The following is a 20,903-nucleotide window of genomic DNA, read 5'->3' as shown; positions in this document are numbered from 1 at the left end:
GGCCAACGAAGTGCCGCCCCCTTTTATCTTGCCCTCCGCTTTTTTCGTGCCTTTGCGCTGCTGAGTTGGGTAATCAGGAGAGGCGGGACGACGACTTCCAAAGCTCCTGGCCGGCAGGCGAGGGCAGAGGTATCTGCAGCCTGGCGGCGCGCGAGTGCGCACACCGAGCGCATGCAGTCGGCAGGTGGATCGACACGGAGAGGGTCTGTTCATCGACGCGACTCCAGCGACAAGGGCTGCGCCCGACCAATCATCGCGTCGGCAGACACCGGGCCGAAGTAGCGGCTGTCGAACGACGCCGGGTTGCTGCTGCTGAGCAGAAACAGCTCATCGCCAACCAGGCGCCGACAGGCCTGCCAGCTTGGCAGCGCGCGCCCCTGTCGATCCCACCTCATGCGCCTGGCAACCACGACGCCATCGATACGCACCTGACTGCCCAGAGCACATACCCGCTGCGGTGCCATCGCCGCCACGGTCTTCAACAGCGGCACGTTCGCCGGCAGATAGCCGCGCTGCGCCGACAGTGACCTCATCTCCGATGGCAGATCTACCAACACCAGATCTCCCGGCGCCAACGAGTTGGCCGGCGAAATGCGGTACCAGCCGACAGGCACGCTGTCGGATGCGTTGTAGACCAGTCGTGGTGGCGACGTCGCAATTGCTGCCCAACCCAGGGCAAACAAGCTGCAGGCGAACAGCGCCAGTGGCCACCGTACGCCGAGAGCACCCAGCGTCATGTCGTAGCCTCCGGAAACTGCCGCTCCAGCACTTCGCGCAGCATCTCCGCCATGGTCACGCCGCGGTCGAAGGCCGCCAGCTTGATCCGCGTACGTAGTGCTGGCGTGACGTCCAATGTCAGGCGGGCGCTATAGCGCTCGACCTTGCCGTTGTCGATTCCAGCGCCTTGGCGTATCCAGGCTTCGGCCTGCGGATCGGCCAGTGGACGTGCACCGATACCGATGCGCTTGCTTCTCATGGCGACCACCTCAGCAACTCGTCGACTAGGCTGCTGACCTCGCGTGCAGCAGCGCTATCCGGTGCCAGTTCGCGTGCCAGGCGACCGGCTGCCACGCTCTCGGCGAAGACGATGCGTTGGCGCACTTCGGCTTGCAGTGCTGGTAGCGGTTGGTCGGCCAAGGCGCCGCGCGCTTCGCGGCCGATCACCGTGGTGCTGACGCGGCGGTTGATGGCAAACGCCGCGCGCAGCGTGGGCCTGAAGACCTGCGCCTCGCGGATCAGGTTGACCATCTCCGCGCTGGCCCACAGGTCGTAGGGGCTGGGCTGCACCGGGATCAACACGCGATCGGCCGCCAGCAACGCCGAGCGGGCGAGGGCGGCGATGCGCGGTGGCCCGTCGATGATCACGTGATCGGCACGACGGGCGAGCTCCGGGGCTTCCTGATGCAGCGTCTCGCGCGCCAGGCCGACAGCACTGAACAATCTCGGTAAACCTTGCTGGCTGCGCCGTTGTGTCCAGTCCAGCGCCGAGCCCTGCGGGTCGGCATCGAGCAGGATGACGTTCTGTCCGCGCAGGGCCAGTTCGCCGGCGATATGGGTGGCCAGGGTGGTCTTGCCCACCCCGCCTTTCTGGTTGAGAAGGGCGACGATCATGGCCGGATCTCCCCGGCCAGACCGCCCTGATCAGCACCTGTCCACACATAGGCGCTGCCCCAATAACAAGTTAGAGCTTTTAAGTTAGTTAAGTTAAGAGGAGCTGAAAGGCCCGCCAGTCGTAGCCTGCAGCGGAGTTCGTGCGCCTGATAGCACGATGGGGATGCGCCTGATAGCACGAGCCCGGTTGCGCCTGATAGCACGACTGCATTCACAGCTTTTCCGCAAGTTATCCCCGTGCCGTCTACGGCACCGGCCGGAAGGCTAGCAACTCTGTCGATGGACGAAGATGAACGATCTCCAGGCGATACCCCGGAAGTGGCTGCCGGGCGACCAGAGCACGCAGATCCAAAGCAAAGTCCGAATAGCGCGCAGAGCTGCCGGATTTGCGGTACAGGTGGCGAAAGTCGAACTGCCAGCCGTCCTCCTGCTTGCCGCCGTGCTTTCGCACCAGACGGTACAGCCAGCGCTCGATGCCGCCAGTGAGGCGAAAGTAGGCCGGGTCGATGGTCAGCACCAGGGCCTGATCCAGAACCCCGCTGTAGAACCAGTCCGGCAGGATCAGCTCGATACCCAGTGGCCGGCCATCCGCCGCGGCCAGCTCCTTCCACTCGTTGATCCAGGAGAAACGATGCAGGCGCCGGCCCGTGGTCTCGCGAATCGAGGTGGCCACGCTGGTCGACTGCAGCCGATCTAGCGCCGCTTTCAGGCGCTGGTAGTCGCGCAGCGAGGTGCCGCGGCCGATGAAGCGCAGGATCTGGTAGGGCGTCGCACGCATCAGTCGCGAAGTGGGGATGCCGGCATCGCGCGCCTCGACAAGCTGGCTGGCCGCCCAGATCAGGATATCGGCATCCCAGATCGTGGCGATGCCATGCTCCAACGTGCCTTCCACACGCACCGTCACCTCGCCCGAGCGAAAGTCGATCGGCACGGTGCGTCGCGACTTGGCCAGTGAGAAGAACGGATGCGCCATCAGGTCCTGGGCGTCGCGCGGCGCCATGTCGCCCGGCAGGGCACGGAACAGATCTAGTTGCTCGCTCTGCGAAGTCAAATCGAGATGCCGACAGTTCATAGGCGAAGGTTTCACTGATCATCACGCTGCGCTCCCGGGTGGCGGTCGATGTACTCGGGATCGAAGGTGGTCTCGAAGCTGCGCTCACTGGCCCAGGCTTCGAGATCAGTGAGCGCATACATCACCCGCCGGCCGAACTTGTGAAAGCGCGGCCCGCCGCCGATCACTCGCTGCTTCTCCAGCGTGCGCGGCGAAAGCCGCAGGAAGGCCGCGGCTTCGTTGTTGGTGAGGTAGCGAGGGGCAGGGCTGGCCTGTGGCGCTTGCGCATCAATAGCTCCCTCCACGGGTCGCATGGCATGCGTCGTCGGCCCGGCCTTGCGGTGCAGCGGGGCACCGAGATCGATGCGACGCGGGTGATGGGAAAGATTGGTTGAGTGCGACATGGTGTGTCCTCCGTTGACGTGGGAGGTGCACCGTGCGGCAGCCATCGCGCTCGATCATGCCCGGTTGGGTCTGGGCGAATGCGCAGGCAGGAGGGGCGAGGATTGATACCGGGAAGGTCTGGACGCTGACCGTGTACGCCCATTTACGCGCTTCACTGGCCACAGTGCCCAAGCTCGCCAAGCTCCACGCGCGAAGCCTACAGATTTACGGGCCTACGGCTTTCCACAAAACCGGAAAACCGCATCGGCGGATTTCCGTAAATCCGTGAAAGCGTAAATCCGCTTCCCCACCAATCCGTAAATCCGTGGATACGGATCGACGGATTTGGGTAAAACCGTAAGACCGTAACGGTCTCAATCAGCTGGCGGCACAACGTGGTTGTTCCAGGCTGATCGCCGGGGGCGCGCCCCCGTGCATCAGCCTTCCGGGTGGGGCGCGCGGGTGGCTGGCAGGACAGGGGCGCAAAAAACAAGGCACCGGGTCGCCCCGGTGCCTTCCGCTGGTTTAGCGATTCCAGAAAACATGCACCTGCTCGAGGCCGGTCTCCAAAGTGAACAGGTCGCCGCTGTATTCCATATCGCGGGCCATGGCGTGGTAATCGATGTACATGGCCAGGTGCGGCGGAATGCTGGTGGTTTCCTCGGTCAGCTCCTGGGCGTAGTCGGCCAGCGAGCTGTAGCAGCCGCAGTAATCCTCCTCGGCCGCCTTGCGCGCCTGCTCCAGGTCATTGAAGTGAGCGAGCAGGGCGCCGCCGAACTCGGGGTATTCCTCGATGAAACACGCAATCTCATGGGCGTTCTCGAGGCCCTCATACTCGCCAAGTCGGTAGCCGTCGAAGCCCTCGAAGTCGTGGATGGCATACTCCTCCGCGCCCTCGACCGGCGAGGCCGCCAGCATGGCGTCGACCTGCGCTTGGATATCGTCAAGCTCCAAGGTGGCATCGATCCAGACGCCATTCAGATGACCGGCGTTGTAGGCGGCCAGGTCAGCAACGTAGATCCTGATTTCTTCGCTCATGGCTTTCGCTCCTTCGTCTTCAGGGTTCTGCGCTTGCGCTGCGCATGAACCCCTGCCGACTAGGGCGACTAAGGCGGTCGTGAAAAAATCAGGAAAAATCGCGGAGGCTCCACCCAGCGCAGCGGCCGGGTGGAAACCGTCTATTTTTCTTGATTTTGAGGGGGCAAGAACCCCTGCTTTTGCTCCGTGGATAGCAACCACGTGTGGTGATTGCAACATGGTTCTTCAGCTAGCTTCTGACTGGAGCCGACCAGAGGTGATCACTCAGATCGGCGCCGGGCGTGGTTCCTGTACCCGACTTAGGGCTACATCTACCGCCAGAAGTGCCCCTTCCATATAGCCTCCGTATTCACCGCCAGCTTCGCTCCCGATCAGGACCAGTCGATCATCCCAAGTGTTATCAATCACATTTGTTAAGTCGTAGAGGCCATGCCAGCGAGGAGGCGTTTGGTCATCCGCTGAAGCAGTAAACTGTTCTGCGGCCCAGTCCTGAATCCAGTCTTCCAAAGGATTGCCTGCCTCGTCACCGAATAGGCGGTTAAGCTGTTCTCGACAGTGGTTGCGGAGTTCTGCATCACCGAATCGCCCACGCTGCAAGGCACTTATGGCGAAGAATCCAAACAGCGCAGAAGTCTCACCATTGCTTGCATCATGGATCTCTCCAAGCGGGCCCGTGGAGCTGAAGGCATCGCCCGAGAGACCCTGCTCACGCCAAAACGGATGAGAGTAGCGCGCCACATACTTGGCATGTGCTGCCATCCAAGTTGGAACAGAGTACAGGCGGCTAACACAGTGTTCTGAAAGCGCAGGATCAAAGGCAATGCGCTGTGTGAGGCGCGGAGGTATTGCTAACCAAATGTGGCTGTACGAATGCAGCTCGGAATGATTGGCGCCCAGACGAAGTGCCACGCCGTTTTCATCAAGATTGGCTGCGACCACCTCGGTACCGAGGTGGATTCGATTAGCTGGTAAGCTGGCAGACAGCGTGCTGATCAGACGAGTCGTACCGCCTTCGATTCGCATTGTAGTATTGCCCGAGCGATAGCCCTGGCGGCGCGATACTTGTCCAAAACCTCGCTCTAGCAACGCGTCTCCGTATTCGTGCTGGGCGAATGCGACTAAACCCAGCTGAGTCACTATCTCAGACATCCGGGGTTGGACGTCAGGCCAAAACCAGGTTGGCCCCAGATCCAAACCAGTCTCAGTCGAAAGGATGCGCCCACCTAGACGATTGCGGGCCTCAAATAGATCAAATTCGATACCAGCTTGGTCTAGACGGTAGGCGGCATAGACACCGGCTAAGCCGCCGCCGACGATGGCAATCTTCTTCTTGTACATATATGGGCTCCAGCAAACACAGCGGACGCCTTAAGGCGTCCGCGTTAACGCCGCTCCGGGGTTCATTGGGATAACCAGACCAGAGAGCCTCGGCAATTTCTTGCTTAGCCGCCCCTCAGTTCCGTCCAGCGGTGACTCCGCCGTCTACTGGCAGTATGGTTCCGGTAATCCAAGACGCGTCTTGTGATGCGAGGAAGAGAATTGCCGAAGCTACATCAGCAGGTTGGCCATTGCGTCCTAGCGGGTGGAAAGCGTTGAAGGTTGGCAGCACTTCCTTGATCTGCTCAGCATCCATGAAGGTGCCATACACAGGAGTTTCTACCACAGCCGGAGCTACTGTATTGATGCGGATGTTCGAACTGGCCAACTCGATGGCCAAGTTGCGGGTGAGTGCATGTACGCCGGCATTGGCAGCGGAGTAGGCCGCCGAGGGTGTAGCGCCGATAGCCTGGATAGCCCAGAGCGAACCTGTTTGTACAATGGCACCACCACCACGTTGCTGCATGGCTTTGGCCGCCGCCTGAGCCATGAAGAACTTGCCCTTCAGAATAGTATCAAGGAACCAGTCGTACTCGTCTGGATTTACCTCTAGGAAGGGCTTCGGATTAAAGACACCTGCATTATTGACCAGGATGTCCACGCCACCGAATTCGCTCACAGCCAAGTCGACCAGCGCCTGAGCGGTTGAAGGTTGAGCGATATCACCAGCCAGTGTACGGACATGGCCACCAATGACGTCTATATCAAGGGCTGCTTGCGTCAGTTTGGCGACGTCGCGACCACCAATTACAACCGACGCTCCTGCCTCGACCAGACGCCTTGCAACTTCCTTACCGATACCTGAACCTCCGCCGGTAACGATGGCAACCTTGTTAGAAAAACTTTTCATATTCTGATCTCCTCAGTCCTATTGAACGCAAGAAATAGATAATGCCAAAGGCCTCGAAGGAACCAAAAATATGCTAAATTCGTTATATATGGCTCCAAAGCTGATGTGTATTGTTGATTTGGCAGACACCACCAACAACGCATATGTTTTTGTCTGTTAAGATAGAATTTCTTTCAATGACTACACCCGCTTACCTCAATTCTCTGCGTGCTTTCGAAGCCGCCGCCCGCCACCAAAGCTTTTCTGCCGCCGCAGCCGAGCTGAACGTTACCCCAGCCGCTGTGGGGCAACAGGTACGTAATCTGGAATCGTGGCTCGGTATCCCGCTGTTCTATCGCGCTACTAGCGGCTCGGCACGACTGTTACTGACCGATGCAGCACGAGCCGCTCTGCCCGATATCCGAGAAGGCTTCGAGCGATTGAGCCTAGGGCTGGCAAGATTGAAAGACGCCGGGGGGAATGCGGAGCTAACGGTCACCGTGAGCCCGGCATTCGCCTCGAAATGGTTACTGCCACGTATCGAACGTTTCCAGCAGGCCTATCCGGATCTGGATGTGCTACTCGATACAAATTCGCGGTCGGTGGACTTCCAGGCTGAGCGGATTGATGTCGGAGTACGTTACGGTGCTGGTAATTGGTCTGGCCTTAGCGCTATTCACCTGATGGATGAGGTTATTTTCCCGGTCTGTTCACCCGGCTATCCACTGCTAGATGGAGACCGCCTTCGGCCTGAGGTGGTAGCGCGCTGTATGCTTATCCATGATCTTTCAATGGCCAACTACGCCGACTATCCCACATGGAGAATGTGGCTGGATGCAGCTGGATATGGGCACGTGAAAACCGAGCACGGATTGCGCATCAACAACTCAGCTGCAGTGCTGCAGGCAGCGATAGATGGGCAAGGATTGGCACTGGCACGCAGCGTCATGGTCAAAGACGATCTGGCTGCGGGTCGGTTGATTCGTCCGTTTGCCGACGAAGGCCTGGATTGCCCGCTGACCCAGGCCTATTACGTAGTCTATCGCCCGGAAAGTGGCGAGTTGCCGAAAGTGCAGGCTTTCCGCGACTGGTTGCTCAGTGAAGTAGATAAGGCGTCAGAAACCTAGAGTTGGTGCTGCATCTTTCAACCACAGACGCGCACCGTCCACGCCTGCTTCGGCTTCGAAGGTCATGCCCGATGGCAGCCGCATCCAGCTCAGTGGCTGCAGAAGGAAATCCTCACCTACAAGTGTGCCGTCAAGAACCAGCAGTTCCAGTCCGCGAGGATTGAGTATTTTTATGCGCAAGTTGGATTGCACAGACTGTATCCAGACTTTCTCATGGGGATTTTCGAACAATAGCTGGTCGCCTTGAACATTTATCCTAGTGACGAGCTGTTTGCGATCATCAACATGGAATTGGCGAAGTCGCACGAAGATCATGCATCCCTCACTAGCCCCCGGCGTATGACCACTGCCTGGTGGGTTGCGCACATAGGTGCCAGTGGGATAGCGGCCATTCTCGTCCTCGAACACACCCTCGATGACCAAGAACTCCTCGCCTCCTGAGTGCTGATGCGCGCTGAAGTGGCTACCTGGCACGTAGCACACCAGGCTGGTAGCGCGGGCCTGTTCTCCACCAACTCGATAAAACGGGCGTCGTTTTACTCCAGGGATAGGGCTGGATATCCACTGCAAGCTAGCACCGTGCATGATCGCCGGTAGTAAAAGATCGTCATTCAATCGTTCTGGAGTCATGGCTTGGCCTGTTACTGAGCCCCACCAGGGTAGTCGGGGTTGGATGAGGTGGTGTCCCGCTCCGACACTGGAACGAAGCTTATTCTTCAGTGTTGAATATGTTCTCGGTGAAGGAAACTGGGCGCGATCGAAAAATTCTTCGCCCTCTACAAAGAAAATCTTTGTGGGAAGACCTCGTCCCAGGTGATCGGATTGAGGCAAACTCTTCATCAATGGTTTGGCCAGCGTATTTGCTCTGGTTTAGGCGAAATGCCCTTTTCAAAGCAGGGGCTATTTATTGCGGGAGCAGGGTATGCAAGAGCAAAATTTTAAAAGTCGCGATGCCATTCTCAAACGACTCGCTCGGGTGGAGGGGCAGATACGGGGTATTCAGGCAATGATCCGTCGAGGTGACGAATGCGAGGGTATTGCTCAACAGTTCAGTGCAGCACGTAAGGCCCTAGACAAGGCCTACCAACAGATGCTGGTGTGTTTGGCCGAGGATGCCATTCTCAGCCCTGATCATAGCAACAGTGAAAAACTGGCTCAGGTGCGCGACATCTTTACAAAGTACACCTGAGGCATCTTGCATAGGTCTCTCTCATTTTTTCTGCAGATATAACCAGCGGTGATTCTGCTGAAAAGATGCTTCCTAATGGTGTGATTATCAGGCTTCTTGCTTTGAATGGGCTAAGGTGTTCGCGATAGTGCTGTTGCGTTGTTACCTGGGTGCGGCAATTGGCCTACATACCCCCGGGGGTTTACTGAGCTACACTAGAATCTGTACGAAAAGTCGCAGAACGTAGGTCAGACGATACGAATGGTGGCTCCGTAAAAACGGGTGTGGAACGGATCGGGCTCGCACCAGAGTTTACAATCGGCAGATGAGCATTCCGAACCCATTTTCAATGAAGCATCACCGAGCACAGGCACTTTTCGTACAGAGCCTAGATCGCGTAAGCAAAGGCTGTGCCTAGCTTCGTTACCCCGTCCCTTCCACTTACAGGGCATGCTCAGATGGAATTAGACCCGCTTTTCCTTTCCCGGCTGCAATTTGCATTTGTAGTCTGCTTTCATGCGATTTTTCCCGTATTTACCATCGGCTTGGCCTCTTTTATTGCATTTCTAGAAGGTATGTCCTTCCGTACCGGTGACCCTGCCTGGGAGCGCCTGTCGAAGTTCTGGATACAGGTGTTTGCTGTGGTGTTCGGCATGGGTGTGGTCTCTGGCATCGTCATGGCCTTCCAGTTCGGCACCAACTGGAGCAATTTCTCGTATGCGGCATCGAACTTCCTCGGCCCGGTGCTGAGCTATGAAGTGATTACGGCCTTTTTCCTTGAGGCGGCCTTCCTTGGCGTGCTGCTCTTTGGTCGCGGCAAGGTGCCTCAGGGCATGCATCTGCTGTCTGCCTGCATGGTGGCGTTGGGCACTTTTATTTCGTCGTTCTGGATTCTCTCTGCCAATAGTTGGATGCAGACCCCTGTGGGTACCGAACTGCGTGACGGTATGATCCATGTGCTTTCTTGGTCAGAGGCGCTGTTCAGCCCATCCTTCCCCTATCGCTTCATGCACATGGCCCTGGCTTCCTTCCTGACCGGTGCCTTTGTGGTGGCCGGGGTCAGTGCCTGGTATCTGCTGCGCCAGCGTGAAGTGGATCTGAACCGCAAGGCGCTGTCGGTGAGCCTGTGGCTGATCCTGCTGATTGCCCCGACCCAGGCAGTGGTAGGGGATTACCACGGCCTAAATACCCTAGAACATCAGCCAACCAAGGTGGCGGCGATGGAGGGCAACTGGCAGCGTGGATCCGGCGTGCCGCTGCTGCTGTTCGCCTGGCCTGATCAAGAGGCGCAGACCAACCACTTCGAGATTGCTATCCCCAAGCTGGCCAGCTTTATCCTGACCCACGACTGGGAAGGTGAGCTGCCGGGTATCGCCGAGGTGCCGTACGAAGAACAGCCGCCGGTGTGGATCGTGTTTTGGTCGTTCCGGGTGATGGTCGGTATCGGTCTGCTGATGATCGCCTTCGGCTTGACCGGCTTGGTATTGCGCCGAGGTGGCCGCTACTGGCGAACCCCCTGGTTCCTCAATGGCATGCGCTGGATGAGCATCACGCCTTTCCTGGCAGTGCTGGCCGGTTGGGTGGTGACCGAAGCGGGGAGGGCGCCCTGGTTGATCTATGGGGTGATGACCCATGCCGAGGGCCTGACGCCCTCGCTGACCGGGGGCATGGCGCTGTTTACCCTGATCGGTTACATCCTGGTTTATGCCGTGGTCTTTAGTGCCGGCCTGTATTACCTGATGCGCGTGCTGCAGGACGGTCTGGAAGAAGACCTGAGCGCCGAGGCAACCCATGAGGTGGAGCGGGCATCGCGTCCGCTATCGGCAACCCACGTACGTCTGGAACAGGGGGAGCACTGATATGGTGCCGTTTGATCTTTCCATGATTTGGGCGGTGATCATCGCCTTCGGCATCATCATGTATGTGCTGATGGATGGCTTCGACCTGGGGGTGGGTATTCTGTTTCCCTTCGCCCCGGACGAGCAGGCCCGCGATGTGATGATGAACTCGGTGGCACCTGTCTGGGACGGTAACGAGACCTGGCTGGTGCTCGGCGGCGCCGGGCTGCTAGCGGCCTTTCCGCTGGTTTACTCGGTGCTGCTGCCAGCCATGTATATCGGTGTCTTCCTGCTGCTGGCGGGTCTGATTTTCCGCGGCGTGGCTTTCGAGTTCCGCTTCAAGGCCAATACCTCGCGCTACCTCTGGAACTGGGCCTTTGCTGGTGGCTCGATTGTCGCCTCCTTTGCCCAGGGTGCTGTGGTGGGGGCCTATATTCAGGGCTTCAATACCGAAGGCTTGGTGTACGTGGGTGGCCCCCTGGATTGGCTCACGCCCTTTACGGTACTCACCGGCCTGGGGCTTCTGGCCGGTTATGCGCTGCTAGGTTGTACTTGGCTGATCATGAAGTCTGAAGGCTATATCCAGGACTGGGCCTATAAGTTGGCCCCCAAGCTGCTGACCGCCGTGCTGACAGTGTTTGTTGCCATCAGCGTCTGGACTCCCTGGGTCGATCCGTCCGCCTACGCCCGCTGGTTCTCGTCCATCGGTCTGATCTGGATATTCCCGCTGCTGGCCGGTTTGTGTGCGCTGCAGATTTTCCGCAGCCTGCGCAAGCGTCGTGAGGCCATGCCCTTTATGGCGACCATGGGGTTGTTTGTCTTCACCTATCTGGGCCTGTTGGTAACCAAGTGGCCCTATATCATCCCGCCCAACCACACCATCTGGGATGCAGCCTCGGCGCCGGAATCGCAGCTGTTCCTGCTGCTGGGCCTGTTGTTTGTTATCCCCATCGTGCTGACCTATACCGCCTGGACCTACTGGGTATTCCGCGGCAAGGTGCGGGCGGGTGAAGGCTATCACTGACCGCGCGCGTAAACAGCGCAGCCGTCGCTGGCTGGCCCGCCACCAGCGAGCGGTACGCCCCCTACTGCTGGGGGCCGTAGCGGCGGGCCTGCTGGGAGCACTGGCGATTATCCTGCAGATGGGCCTGATGGCCGCTCTGGTGCACGCTCTGTTGATGAAGGCCGCCGCGCCGGCCAGCCTCTGGCCGATGATGTTTGGGCTGGTACTGGCGGTGTTGTTGCGGGTGCTGGCCCAGGCCGTGCAGGAGCGCCTGGGCCAGTATGTCAGTGCCCGTGTGCGGCAGCGGGTACGCGCTGAGCTCAGTGCCCTTTGGGCCAGGCTCGGGCCGGTGCGCCTGGCAGCTCAGCCCAGTGCCAGCCTGAGTAACCAGTGGGTCGAGCAGGTGGACGCCCTGGATGGTTTTTATGCCCGCTACCTGCCGCAGCAATGGCTGGCCCTGCTGGTGCCTTTGTGCCTGTTGGCCGTGGTGTTCTGGCTCGACTGGCTGGCGGCCTTATTTCTCCTGTTCGCCGCGCCGCTGATTCCATTGTTTATGGCTCTGGTGGGGATGAGTGCGGAGCGCATCAGCCAGCGTCATGTACTTCAGGCTGGGCGTCTGGCCGGACAGTTTCTCGACCGGGTACGTAACCTCACCAGCCTGCAGCTGTTCGGTCAGGTCGGACGCTCGATTGCCAGTGTCGAGCAGGCTACCCAGCGTTATCGAGCCATCACCATGGAGACGCTGCGGGTGGCGTTCCTGTCCTCGGCGGTGCTGGAGTTCTTTGCCTCGGTGGCCATTGCCTTGGTGGCCATGTATATCGGTTTCGGTCTGCTTGGCTATATCAGCTATGGCCCTTCGCCTGCGCTAAGCCTGTTCAGTGGCCTGTTTATCCTGCTGCTGGCCCCCGAGTTCTTTCAGCCGCTGCGCAGCCTAGCCCAGCATTACCACGACCGCGCAGCGGCCCTGGCGGCGGCCGATACCCTGGCCGAACTGGAAGGACTGGAGGCGCCCGCCACTAAGCTGCCGGCTGAGCTACGGACCGGTGACTGCGTGGGTATTCATGTGCAGGGGCTGAGTCTTGGCTATGTCGGGCGTGGCTCTATTCTGCGCGGGCTTGATCTGCATGTGGCGGCGGGGGAGGTGATTGCCCTGGTCGGCCCCTCGGGCTCGGGCAAGTCGAGCCTGCTGCATTGCCTGGCCGGCTTTGTGCAGCCGGATGCCGGCACTATCAGCATCTTTGGCCATACCCCCGGTGCGCAGCCGCTGGCCTGGATGGGGCAGCGGCCGTTTTTGATCAAGGGCAGCTGGGCCGAAAATTTGCGCCTGACCGCTCCGGATGCGCAGCCAGCCGCCATGCATCAGGCACTGGCCGCGGTTGGCTTGGTTGAGCTGCTGACGGCTCAACCCAGTGGTCTGGACAGCCCGCTGGGTGAGGGTGGGCGTGGGCTTTCCGGAGGCCAGGCCCAGCGCCTGGCCCTGGCCCGGGTGTGGTTGAGCGATTCGCCGCTGCTGTTGCTCGACGAGCCCACCGCCAGCCTCGATGAACAGAGCGAAGCGGAAGTGGTCGAGGCCCTGCAGGGCCTGGCCGCCGCCGGTCGCACCCTGATCATGGCCACCCATCACCCGGCTCTGATAGGCATGGCCGATCGGGTGCTGCGCCTGAGCAACGGGAGCCTGACCGATGCGTGAGTTATGGCCCTGGCTGCAGCATATGCGCCAATGGCGTGGCCGGCTGCTGGTGGGCGCGCTGCTGATGTTGCTGACTGTGCTCAGCGCCATTGGTTTGCTGGCTCTGTCGGGCTGGTTTATCACTGCAACTGGGGTCACCGCATTGCTCTGGGCTGCAGGGGAGAAGGTGCTGTTCGATATCTATGTGCCGGGTGGCGGTATCCGCTTTTTTGCCCTGTCGCGCACCCTAGCTCGCTACTGCGAACGGGTGTTCAACCACAACACGGTACTTGGCTTGCTGGCGGATCTGCGCGTGCGTCACTTCAGCGCCCTGGCGCAGCTGGATGGTGCCACCCTGGGGCAGCTGCGGGCCGCCCAGTGGCTTAATCGCCTAACCGCCGATATCGATGCCCTGGACACCCTCTACCTGCGCCTACTGGCACCTCCGGCCGTGGCGCTGTTAGCGATTGGGCTGGTCTGCGCCTTGCTGGCGCTGGCGCACCCTGGGCTAGCGTTGACCCTGCTGCTACTCCTGCTGTCGCTGTTACTGCTGGTGACGGTTGGTATGGCCGTGGCCGGATTGCGCCTGAGTGCCAGGCGTGTCGAGCAGCTTGATGGCTTACGCGTGAAGTGCATCGAGCAGTTACAGGGGCTAGCTGAACTGTCGGCCGCCGCGAGCCTGGGGCTGCATCGGCAAGCCCTGCTGGAACGAAGCCAGCAACTGCTGGATGAACAGCTGACCTTGCAGGGGCGTGTGTTACTGGCCCAGTCATTGGTGCTGTTCGGTGTGCTGGGGGCGAGTCTGCTGGGTCTGTTTGCCGGGGTTTTTGCTTATCAGGAGGGGCTGCTCAGCGGGCCGTTTGTGGTGCTGATTGCCCTGGCATTGATGGCCCTTAACGAAGCTTTTGCGTCGTTGCCGGCGGCGTTTGGCCAATGGGGGGGCACCTGTGCAGCGGCGGCCCGCCTTAACCAGCAGGTGGCCCTGGCCGGACGCCTGCACAGCCCAGATAAACCGGATCCCATTCCTGAGAAAATCAGCCTAAGCTGGCAGGCGGTTGAAGTCGATCATGCCGGCATTGCCCAGCTCGATCTGCACCTGTCCGCCGGTGAGCGCCTTGCTGTAGTCGGGCCTTCAGGCTGCGGCAAATCTACCCTGGCGGCGCTGGCCGCGCGTCTGATTGACCCGGATTCCGGCCAGGTCAGCGTGGCGGGTATCCCCTTGCTCCGGTTCGATCTGGACGCCTGGCGTAGCCAGGTGGCCTACCTGACTCAGGAAACCGAGCTGTTGCATGGCAGCATCGCCGATAACCTGCTGCTGGGTAACCCAAATGCCAGTGATGAACAACTTTGGCAGGTTCTACAGATGGTTGCCCTGGCCGATACGGTGGAAGGCTTTGCCGCTGGCCTGAATACCTGGGTCGGGGAGAGCGGTAGGCAGTTGTCCGGTGGCGAAGGACGACGCCTTGCCCTGGCTAGGGTGCTGCTTCGCACTGTGCCTGTGGTGATCCTTGACGAGCCCTTTTCTGGCCTCGATCAGGTCACCCGCGAGCGCATCAAACCAGGCCTCGATACCTGGCTGCAGGGGCGCACGGTGTTGCTGCTCGGTCATAGTGCCGACGCATTGCCTACGGCTGATCGACTGCTGCGCTGGCATCAACTGGAGAGCAGGCATGTGTTGCTCTAATTATGGAGAAGATGTTTACGCTCGATCTAGGTGGTGGCTCATACAAGAACTTCGGACATTATGTCGCGGCTGCGTTACTGGGCACGGGGCAGCATAAAGTCTAGGATGAGCAATATACCCACGGGGGTATTGTGTGGTTAGTTACAGCAACTGGTCTGACTGACGCCACCGCATCTTTTTCTGATCAAGGAGAAACACATGAAAAAATTACTAACAGCTATTGCCTTGTCTGGTCTCACCACCATGGCCATGGCCGAAACCCAAGCGGTAACAGTCATAGTCAGTGACGCAAGCAATATGACCCAGGGTATGGCCATGGTACTGGCCAACCAGATGCAGGCGCAGGGGGCTCAGGTGGATATTCTGCTTTGCGACCAGGCGGGTGCTCTGGCGCTCAAGGAGGCAGGAGGTGAAGCCCTGAAACCCAATGATGTGACTCCGGCGCAACTGCTAAATGCCGCCATGCAAAAAGGTGCCACTGCGTCGGTCTGTGCGCTCTATTTGCCCAACACCGGTTATACCCAGGCGCAACTCAAGGAGGGTGTCTCAGTCGCCAAGCCTGACGCCATGGCAAGCGCCATGCTTGAAAAGCAGCGCAAGGTATTCAGCTTTTAACCAAGCTTGAGCACTTCAGCAGCCGGCTCAACCTGAAAGTAGTCGCCCTTAACCCTTATTTAGGCTAAGGGCGTCCATTTTTACTATTCCAGAAGGCTACGCAGCATCCATGCTGTTTTCTCATGAACTTCAATTCGCTGGGTGAGTAGATCAGCAGTCGGCTGATCATCTGCAGCATCGACCAGAGGGAACATCTTGCGTGCGGTTCGTGCGGCTGCCTCGTGCGCTGTGACTAAGTGCCGAACCATATCGTTAGACTTCGGTACTCCCTCAACTTCAGCAATGGACGCGAGTTGGATAAACGCTTTGTAGGTTCCCGGTGCGGGATGCCCGAGTGCACGGATGCGTTCCGCAATCATGTCCAGAGCATTCCATTGCTCGGTATATTGCGTCATAAACATCTGATGCAACCCGTTGAATTGTGGTCCGGTTACATTCCAGTGAAAGTTATGGGTCATCAAATACAAGGTGTAACTGTCAGCCAGCAGCCCAGATAGGCCGTGAGCAATTTTCTTACGGTCATCGGCACTAATGCCGATATTTATGGGCATTGATTCATTGGTTTCTGTAGTCATTCTTTTTTCCTAGTAAATGTGAGTTGAGTCAGCACAAAAATACACTTGCCCGTAGCAAGGTCGGCAGAGTGATGGTGGGGGGCGGCTATCAGGTCTTTGAGAATCGCACCAAGTTTAAAATTTCTTAATGACTAAGTTTCCTACCCGGTTTCAGGCGAGCTAACAACTCTCCGTGAAAAGAAAACCTGAGACTTACTATCACTTTGATAGGCCGGACGACCTGAGAAGACGGCCCGGCAGTAGGTCTATTTCTTGATCGGGCAGGTCTTGATGCCAAGTAGAGTGTAAGCCGGGCACCACCCGAGTAGGCCGGTGGCCAATGGCAGGACACCGATCCAAGCCCATACTGGGCCGCCAAAGAATGTCCATACGATCAGCGCGATACCAACCACGATTCGAGCAATCTTGTCGATGCCGCCAACGTTTGATTTCATGATGTATTCCCTCTGTGTGTGATGGTTATTTTGGTGCCGACGTTATGGGCGGTACATCTTTTCCGGGTTCATCTTCGGACTCCACGGCAGGCCGGAGTTTTGCCAGCCGTTCTGCAAACGAAAGCCTGCATGTGCGCCTTCCTTAATTGCCGAGCCCTGAAATCCATTGATTACATAACGAGCATTGGGAAAACCGTTCTCACGGAGAAAAGCCGCACTTGGTTCGCCCCGTTCGCTGCCGGAGCGACACATGGTGATGATCTCGGCATTCTCATCGAGGCCTCGTTTTTTCAACTCGGCACGGATTTCGGTAATGAAGTTTGGGTTTTGCGCGATTTTGTAAGTGCCACGCTGTTCGTCCCAGGCGCTGCGGTCAACCAGAAGGTAGGGAACATTGATATGCACGGCGTCGGTGAAGCCGACGAACATGATCTCAACTGGGTCGCGGACGTCGACGAACAGAACTTTGGCGTCAGCCTGCTGGACTCGAGCATGTACCTCATGGGCGGTGACGCCAATATCAGCGGCCTGCGCAGTAAGAGCGAGCAAGCTCAATGCAGTAGATAGCAACAATCGTTTCATTTATTTCTTCCTCTCAGTCAAAGGTCGGCAGGCTAGGTGTAGTCAAGTCCTTGCCGGCAGCGAACCAAGCATCAAAACCACCCTCGATTGATTGCACCTGTAGGTAGCCCATATCGTGCAAGGAACAAGCAGCCAAGGCTGCCCGGCCACTCGTTTTGCAGTACAGCACAATCTTCATGTCACGAGCTGATAGCTTCGGATCGTTGCTCAGTTTGAATTCCAGTAAGCCGCGCGGAATGTTTATCGCGCCAGGTATGTGTCCTGCGTGGAACTCGTCAGCCTCTCGTACGTCTAGCAGAACGTCTGCTTCGTGGATTGCGGCGTCAGCGGCATCAATGTTGATTTCGTGGATGCGGGCCTTGGCTTCGGTGACCAAGTCATGCGCACTTTTCATGGGGTTTTCCTTGTGAACTGAACGGTTGAATCTGCTCTGTATGAGCCTTGCCCAAGTGTCTCAAAAGCGATCTGTGGGGCTAGGGCTTTTAGGGCCTGGAACTGGCTGATAAATACCTGGCCGCCAAACTGCTCGAGAAAACTGGAGCGGCGCAATTGATCCATCACCGGGCCCTTGACCTCTGATAGGTGCAACTGCACACCTGCCGTATGCAAGCGTTCGACTATGGCTTCCAGCGACTCCAAGGCACTAGCGTCGATCAGGTTGACCCCGGAGCACATCAGCACCAGATGGCGAACCTGGGGGCGGCTTGCGATCAGTTCGCCAATACGGTCTTCCAGGTAGCGGGCGTTGGGGAAGTACAGGCTCTCGTCGACCCGCAGCGACAGCACGCTGGGAGACTCGATGACGGCGAAGCGTTCGACATTGCGAAAATGCTCACTACCCGGTACCTGGCCGACCACTGCCATATGGGGCTGGCTGGTGCGCCAGAGAAATAGCAGCAGCGAGAGCGCCACACCTATCAGGATGCCGGCTTCCACGCCAATTAGCAGCACGCCGAGCAGGGTGGCCAGTTGCGCAGTGCCGTCCTGGCGCGAGTAGCGCCAGGTGCGGCGCAGCGAGCTCAGGTCGACCAGGCTAAGCACCGCGACGATGATAGTGGCGGCCAGTACGGCCTGGGGCAGGTTGTGCAGCAGCGGGGTCAGGAGCATTACGCTCAGGGCTATGCCGGCGGCGGTGAAGACCCCGGCCATGGGCGTCTGTGCGCCGGCATCATGGTTGACCACTGAACGGGCAAAGCCGCCAGTAACCGGGAAGCCGCCGCTGAAGGCAGCGCCGAGGTTGGCTGCGCCGAGGCCGAGCAGCTCATTGTCCGGCTCGATGCGCTGGCGGCGTTTGGCGGCCAGAGTCTGGCCAACCGAGACCGATTCGACAAAGCCCACGAGGCTTATCAGTACCGCTGCCGGCAGCAGTTGCAAGGCCAGGTTCAGGTCGAGTGTGGGCAGGGTCAGGCCGGGCAGGCCCTGGGGAATGGCGCCGACCACCCTGACTCCAAGCTGGTCCAGCTGCAGTAAGGTGACGGCGACTATGGCCGCCACTATTGCCAGCACCGGCCCGGCCTTGGCCAGGTTGCCAGCGCTCTGTGCCGATAGCCCTAGGCGCTGCAGCAGCGCCTTCAGCCGGGCCCTTGACCACCACAGCCAGGCCAGGCTGAGCAGGCCGATCAGCAGGGTGGGCCAATGGCTTTTCGGCAGGTTCTGCCAGAGCTGCGGCAGGATTTGCGGCAGGCTTTCCCCGGAGGCCGATACCCCCAGTAGATGCTTGAGCTGGCCTACGGCAATCAGAATGCCCGAGGCACTGATAAAGCCGGAAACCACCGGATGGCTGAGGAAGTTGGCGAGAAAGCCTAGGCGCAATACCGCCATCAGTGCGAGCAGCAAGCCGGACATCAGGGCCAGCAACATGGCCGCGCCGATATACTCGGCACTGCCAGCAGGAAATAGCGGGGCCAGTGATGCTGCGGTCATCAGCGAGACTACGGCCACGGGTCCGACCGCCAGGGTGCGGCTGGAGCCGAACAGGGCATAGGCCAGCAGTGGCACTATGCTGGCATACAGGCCCGTTACCGGCGGCAGCCCGGCAAGCATGGCGTAGGCCAGGCTCTGGGGAATCAGCATCAGTGTCACGATCAGTGCCGCCAGACCGTCCTGGGCGGCGCTGCTGCGGTCGTAACTTTGGCTCCAGTCGAGGCATGGCAGCCAGCGGCTTAGTTTCATTGGCCGGCGTCCTTCTCGAAGTTGCAGGCCGCTGTGGCTTCCACCGGCATGGGTTCATGGGGTAGGTGCTTGGGTTCTGCCAGCCACTCGCGGCCACGCAACATCATGTCGAAGTAGATACTCGGCATCATCTTCACCTTCAGCTCCCAGGCCAGGCGACGCGGCACAGCGGGATCAAGTGGGAAGGTGGGCAAAAGCGTGCCGCCGTAGCCGAATTCGGCCAGTACCACCTTGCCGCGCTCAACAGTGAGCGGGCAGGAGCCATACCCATCATAGAGGGCACGTGGCCCTTTGCCGGTCAGCACGGCGATCACGTTCTCGGCCACCACCGGGGCCTGTTTGCGAACTGCCGCTGCCGTTTTCGCATTGGGTGCGGCGCACACATCGCCCAGGCTGAAGATGTTGCCGTAGCGCGGGTGGCGCAGGGTTTCATGGTCGGCCTCAACCCAGCCGTCGACATTGGCCAGAGGGCTTTGGCGTATAAAGTCCGGTGCATGCTGAGATGGCACGGCATGCAGAAAGTCGAAGTCTTTTTCGATGATCTGGCTGTTGCCGGCCGCATTGACTTGTTTGAACCAGGCTTTTTGTGCAGGGCCATCCACTGCCGTAAGGGTGGTGTTGAAATTGAGACGGGCGTTGTAGCGCTCGACATATTTCATGAGCGGCGGCACGAAGGTCGGTACGCCGAATAGCACGGCGCCGGCCGAGGAGAACTCCACCTCGATATCCTTCAGCACGCCTTCTTTGCGCCACCAGTCGCAGGACAGGTACAGCGCTTTTTGCGGTGCACCGGCGCACTTAATCGGCATCGGTGGTTGGGTGAACAGGGCGAGACCGCGGCGCAGGTTCTGCACCAGTTGCCAAGTATAGGGGGCAAGTTCGAACTGGTAGTTGGAGGTGACGCCGTTCTTGCCTAGGGTCGCCTTGAGGCCCTCGACCGCATCCCAGTCCAGGCTCAAGCCTGGGCATACCACCAGGGCGCGGTACCCAATGCGGTTGCCATCTTCAAGCACGATGCATTGCTTCTCGGGCTCAAAGCCAGCCACAGCTGCTCGAATCCATTGCGCTCCATTGGGGATGCAACGAGCCATTGCGCGTTCTGTGCGGGCGCGTTCAAAAATACCAGCCCCCACCAACGTCCAACCAGGCTGGTAGTAATGCTGGTCGCGGGGTTCAACCACGGCAATGCGCAGCTCTGGCGATCGGCGCAACAAGCTGGCGGTGACCGCACAACCTGCCGCACCGCCGCCCACCACTACGACGTCGTAGCGTTGGGTGGCTGATGCGCTGCTCTGCGGCTGGCTGACGGGCGCTTGCTGCCAACGCTGTTCAAGGCGTGGGGCCAAGCCGCTGAGGTCGTAGCCATTGCCCCGCGCAGTATTGAGTAGTACCAGCGGGTCAAGATGATGTGCCTCGCTCAACGCCCACAGGCTTGTGGAACGGGTGCCGGTGCGACAGAAGGCCAGAACCGGGCCACGAACCTGGTTGAGCAGCGCGGTAAACGCGGCGATGTTTTCATCGCTGATCTGCCCGGAAAGCACCGGCAAGTAATGGTACTGCAGCCCACTGGCCAAGGCTGCCGCTTGCATCTCGGCGGAGCTGGGCTGGTTTTCCCCTTCAGCGTCAGGACGGTTGTTGATTACGCATCGAAAGCCGGCAGCGGCCAGGGTGCCCATGTCCGCTGGCTGCAATTGCGCGGCTACGGCGATAAATGGGCTCAGGTGCTTTAGGGTATCCATGGGCAGT

General features: G+C 59.3%; 22 protein-coding genes. 7 read left to right on the top strand and 15 right to left on the bottom strand.

What is annotated here, in order from left to right; genetic code table 11:
* Window positions 1-209 precede the first annotated feature (209 nt).
* The 8 genes from C2846_RS08620 to C2846_RS08585 form a co-directional block, all read right to left on the bottom strand.
* Window positions 210-737 carry a S26 family signal peptidase gene (locus C2846_RS08620; RefSeq protein ID WP_074915919.1) on the bottom strand — a complete coding sequence of 176 codons (528 nt, stop codon included), beginning with the start codon at window positions 735-737 and terminating at the stop codon, window positions 210-212.
* On the bottom strand, window positions 734-976 hold the full coding sequence (locus C2846_RS08615) for a hypothetical protein (RefSeq protein WP_074915917.1): 243 nt from the start codon (window positions 974-976) through the stop codon (window positions 734-736). Before C2846_RS08615 ends, C2846_RS08620 begins: the two co-directional genes overlap by 4 nt.
* Window positions 973-1,611: a ParA family partition ATPase gene (parA, locus tag C2846_RS08610; protein ID WP_074915915.1), complete on the bottom strand. Its 639-nt coding sequence runs from the start codon at window positions 1,609-1,611 to the stop codon at window positions 973-975. The genes C2846_RS08615 and parA overlap by 4 nt, the downstream gene beginning before the upstream one ends.
* Before the next feature lie 244 nt (window positions 1,612-1,855).
* Window positions 1,856-2,683: a replication initiator protein A gene (locus C2846_RS08605; protein WP_074915914.1), complete on the bottom strand. Its 828-nt coding sequence runs from the start codon at window positions 2,681-2,683 to the stop codon at window positions 1,856-1,858.
* Between the two features lie 11 nt (window positions 2,684-2,694).
* Entirely contained in the window at window positions 2,695-3,066 is a 372-nt protein-coding gene (locus tag C2846_RS08600; RefSeq protein WP_074915908.1) for a helix-turn-helix transcriptional regulator, read from the bottom strand.
* 505 nt (window positions 3,067-3,571) lie between these two features.
* A complete protein-coding gene (locus C2846_RS08595; RefSeq protein ID WP_074915907.1) occupies window positions 3,572-4,084 on the bottom strand; it encodes an antirestriction protein ArdA in 513 nt (170 codons plus the stop codon).
* Between the two features lie 264 nt (window positions 4,085-4,348).
* Window positions 4,349-5,422, bottom strand: coding sequence for a flavin monoamine oxidase family protein (locus C2846_RS08590; RefSeq protein ID WP_119701238.1), 1,074 nt, complete (start codon window positions 5,420-5,422; stop codon window positions 4,349-4,351).
* A 115-nt stretch (window positions 5,423-5,537) separates the two neighbouring features.
* A complete protein-coding gene (locus C2846_RS08585) occupies window positions 5,538-6,311 on the bottom strand; it encodes an SDR family NAD(P)-dependent oxidoreductase (protein WP_074915904.1) in 774 nt (257 codons plus the stop codon).
* A gap of 176 nt (window positions 6,312-6,487) precedes the next feature.
* Between C2846_RS08585 and gcvA the strand changes: the two genes are divergently transcribed.
* Window positions 6,488-7,417 carry a transcriptional regulator GcvA gene (gene gcvA, locus C2846_RS08580; RefSeq protein WP_074915903.1) on the top strand — a complete coding sequence of 310 codons (930 nt, stop codon included), beginning with the start codon at window positions 6,488-6,490 and terminating at the stop codon, window positions 7,415-7,417.
* On the opposite strand, the gene C2846_RS08575 is transcribed toward gcvA, so the two are convergent.
* Window positions 7,406-8,047: a cupin domain-containing protein gene (locus C2846_RS08575; RefSeq protein ID WP_074915901.1), complete on the bottom strand. Its 642-nt coding sequence runs from the start codon at window positions 8,045-8,047 to the stop codon at window positions 7,406-7,408. The two genes, gcvA and C2846_RS08575, sit on opposite strands and share 12 nt — an antisense overlap.
* Window positions 8,048-8,339: 292 nt before the next feature.
* Between C2846_RS08575 and C2846_RS08570 the strand changes: the two genes are divergently transcribed.
* The 6 genes from C2846_RS08570 (at window position 8,340) to C2846_RS08545 (ending at window position 15,394) form a co-directional block, all read left to right on the top strand.
* Window positions 8,340-8,606 (top strand): metal-sensing transcriptional repressor, encoded by a 267-nt coding sequence (locus C2846_RS08570; protein ID WP_083431603.1) that lies wholly within the window; start codon window positions 8,340-8,342, stop codon window positions 8,604-8,606.
* 437 nt (window positions 8,607-9,043) lie between these two features.
* Complete coding sequence (locus C2846_RS08565) at window positions 9,044-10,444, top strand: cytochrome ubiquinol oxidase subunit I (RefSeq protein ID WP_074915897.1); 1,401 nt, start codon at window positions 9,044-9,046, stop codon at window positions 10,442-10,444.
* Between the two features lies 1 nt (window position 10,445).
* Window positions 10,446-11,447 (top strand): cytochrome d ubiquinol oxidase subunit II, encoded by a 1,002-nt coding sequence (gene cydB / locus C2846_RS08560; RefSeq protein ID WP_074915894.1) that lies wholly within the window; start codon window positions 10,446-10,448, stop codon window positions 11,445-11,447.
* Window positions 11,431-13,116 (top strand): thiol reductant ABC exporter subunit CydD, encoded by a 1,686-nt coding sequence (gene cydD, locus C2846_RS08555; RefSeq protein WP_205890141.1) that lies wholly within the window; start codon window positions 11,431-11,433, stop codon window positions 13,114-13,116. The genes cydB and cydD overlap by 17 nt, the downstream gene beginning before the upstream one ends.
* The gene (gene cydC, locus C2846_RS08550; protein ID WP_119701237.1) at window positions 13,109-14,779 is read left to right on the top strand and encodes a thiol reductant ABC exporter subunit CydC; all 1,671 of its coding nucleotides are present in this window, start codon (window positions 13,109-13,111) and stop codon (window positions 14,777-14,779) included. Before cydD ends, cydC begins: the two co-directional genes overlap by 8 nt.
* Before the next feature lie 198 nt (window positions 14,780-14,977).
* Complete coding sequence (locus C2846_RS08545; RefSeq protein ID WP_074915891.1) at window positions 14,978-15,394, top strand: DsrE family protein; 417 nt, start codon at window positions 14,978-14,980, stop codon at window positions 15,392-15,394.
* Between the two features lie 83 nt (window positions 15,395-15,477).
* Here C2846_RS08545 and C2846_RS08540 read toward each other — a convergent pair whose 3' ends face one another.
* The 6 genes from C2846_RS08540 to C2846_RS08515 form a co-directional block, all read right to left on the bottom strand.
* On the bottom strand, window positions 15,478-15,945 hold the full coding sequence (locus C2846_RS08540; RefSeq protein ID WP_273256447.1) for a Dps family protein: 468 nt from the start codon (window positions 15,943-15,945) through the stop codon (window positions 15,478-15,480).
* 269 nt (window positions 15,946-16,214) lie between these two features.
* The gene (locus tag C2846_RS08535) at window positions 16,215-16,403 is read right to left on the bottom strand and encodes a YgaP family membrane protein (RefSeq protein ID WP_074915887.1); all 189 of its coding nucleotides are present in this window, start codon (window positions 16,401-16,403) and stop codon (window positions 16,215-16,217) included.
* Between the two features lie 42 nt (window positions 16,404-16,445).
* Window positions 16,446-16,985, bottom strand: coding sequence for a rhodanese-like domain-containing protein (locus C2846_RS08530; RefSeq protein ID WP_074915886.1), 540 nt, complete (start codon window positions 16,983-16,985; stop codon window positions 16,446-16,448).
* Between the two features lie 13 nt (window positions 16,986-16,998).
* The gene (locus C2846_RS08525; protein WP_074915884.1) at window positions 16,999-17,379 is read right to left on the bottom strand and encodes a rhodanese-like domain-containing protein; all 381 of its coding nucleotides are present in this window, start codon (window positions 17,377-17,379) and stop codon (window positions 16,999-17,001) included.
* A complete protein-coding gene (locus C2846_RS08520; protein ID WP_083431602.1) occupies window positions 17,376-19,157 on the bottom strand; it encodes a SulP family inorganic anion transporter in 1,782 nt (593 codons plus the stop codon). The genes C2846_RS08525 and C2846_RS08520 overlap by 4 nt, the downstream gene beginning before the upstream one ends.
* The gene (locus C2846_RS08515; protein WP_074915882.1) at window positions 19,154-20,896 is read right to left on the bottom strand and encodes a bifunctional protein tyrosine phosphatase family protein/NAD(P)/FAD-dependent oxidoreductase; all 1,743 of its coding nucleotides are present in this window, start codon (window positions 20,894-20,896) and stop codon (window positions 19,154-19,156) included. The genes C2846_RS08520 and C2846_RS08515 overlap by 4 nt, the downstream gene beginning before the upstream one ends.
* Window positions 20,897-20,903: the final 7 nt, after the last annotated feature.

The organism is Pseudomonas jilinensis (assembly GCF_003586265.1).
GTDB lineage: Bacteria > Pseudomonadota > Gammaproteobacteria > Pseudomonadales > Pseudomonadaceae > Halopseudomonas > Halopseudomonas phragmitis.
This window is presented reverse-complemented; position numbering and strand designations above follow the sequence as displayed.

Bases quoted from the DNA above. Each gene is read 5' to 3' on its own strand.
- C2846_RS08575 (WP_074915901.1), bottom strand. From the start codon at position 8,047: ATGACTCCAGAACGATTGAATGACGATCTTTTACTACCGGCGATCATG.
- C2846_RS08615 (WP_074915917.1), bottom strand. From the start codon at position 976: ATGAGAAGCAAGCGCATCGGTATCGGTGCACGTCCACTGGCCGATCCG.
- C2846_RS08545 (WP_074915891.1), top strand. From the start codon at position 14,978: ATGAAAAAATTACTAACAGCTATTGCCTTGTCTGGTCTCACCACCATG.
- C2846_RS08520 (WP_083431602.1), bottom strand. From the start codon at position 19,157: ATGAAACTAAGCCGCTGGCTGCCATGCCTCGACTGGAGCCAAAGTTAC.
- C2846_RS08600 (WP_074915908.1), bottom strand. From the start codon at position 3,066: ATGTCGCACTCAACCAATCTTTCCCATCACCCGCGTCGCATCGATCTC.
- C2846_RS08595 (WP_074915907.1), bottom strand. From the start codon at position 4,084: ATGAGCGAAGAAATCAGGATCTACGTTGCTGACCTGGCCGCCTACAAC.
- cydB (WP_074915894.1), top strand. From the start codon at position 10,446: ATGGTGCCGTTTGATCTTTCCATGATTTGGGCGGTGATCATCGCCTTC.
- C2846_RS08585 (WP_074915904.1), bottom strand. From the start codon at position 6,311: ATGAAAAGTTTTTCTAACAAGGTTGCCATCGTTACCGGCGGAGGTTCA.
- C2846_RS08570 (WP_083431603.1), top strand. From the start codon at position 8,340: ATGCAAGAGCAAAATTTTAAAAGTCGCGATGCCATTCTCAAACGACTC.
- C2846_RS08525 (WP_074915884.1), bottom strand. From the start codon at position 17,379: ATGAAAAGTGCGCATGACTTGGTCACCGAAGCCAAGGCCCGCATCCAC.
- parA (WP_074915915.1), bottom strand. From the start codon at position 1,611: ATGATCGTCGCCCTTCTCAACCAGAAAGGCGGGGTGGGCAAGACCACC.
- C2846_RS08535 (WP_074915887.1), bottom strand. From the start codon at position 16,403: ATGAAATCAAACGTTGGCGGCATCGACAAGATTGCTCGAATCGTGGTT.
- gcvA (WP_074915903.1), top strand. From the start codon at position 6,488: ATGACTACACCCGCTTACCTCAATTCTCTGCGTGCTTTCGAAGCCGCC.
- C2846_RS08620 (WP_074915919.1), bottom strand. From the start codon at position 737: ATGACGCTGGGTGCTCTCGGCGTACGGTGGCCACTGGCGCTGTTCGCC.
- C2846_RS08540 (WP_273256447.1), bottom strand. From the start codon at position 15,945: ATGCCCATAAATATCGGCATTAGTGCCGATGACCGTAAGAAAATTGCT.
- C2846_RS08530 (WP_074915886.1), bottom strand. From the start codon at position 16,985: ATGAAACGATTGTTGCTATCTACTGCATTGAGCTTGCTCGCTCTTACT.
- C2846_RS08565 (WP_074915897.1), top strand. From the start codon at position 9,044: ATGGAATTAGACCCGCTTTTCCTTTCCCGGCTGCAATTTGCATTTGTA.
- C2846_RS08605 (WP_074915914.1), bottom strand. From the start codon at position 2,683: ATGAACTGTCGGCATCTCGATTTGACTTCGCAGAGCGAGCAACTAGAT.
- cydC (WP_119701237.1), top strand. From the start codon at position 13,109: ATGCGTGAGTTATGGCCCTGGCTGCAGCATATGCGCCAATGGCGTGGC.
- C2846_RS08515 (WP_074915882.1), bottom strand. From the start codon at position 20,896: ATGGATACCCTAAAGCACCTGAGCCCATTTATCGCCGTAGCCGCGCAA.
- C2846_RS08590 (WP_119701238.1), bottom strand. From the start codon at position 5,422: ATGTACAAGAAGAAGATTGCCATCGTCGGCGGCGGCTTAGCCGGTGTC.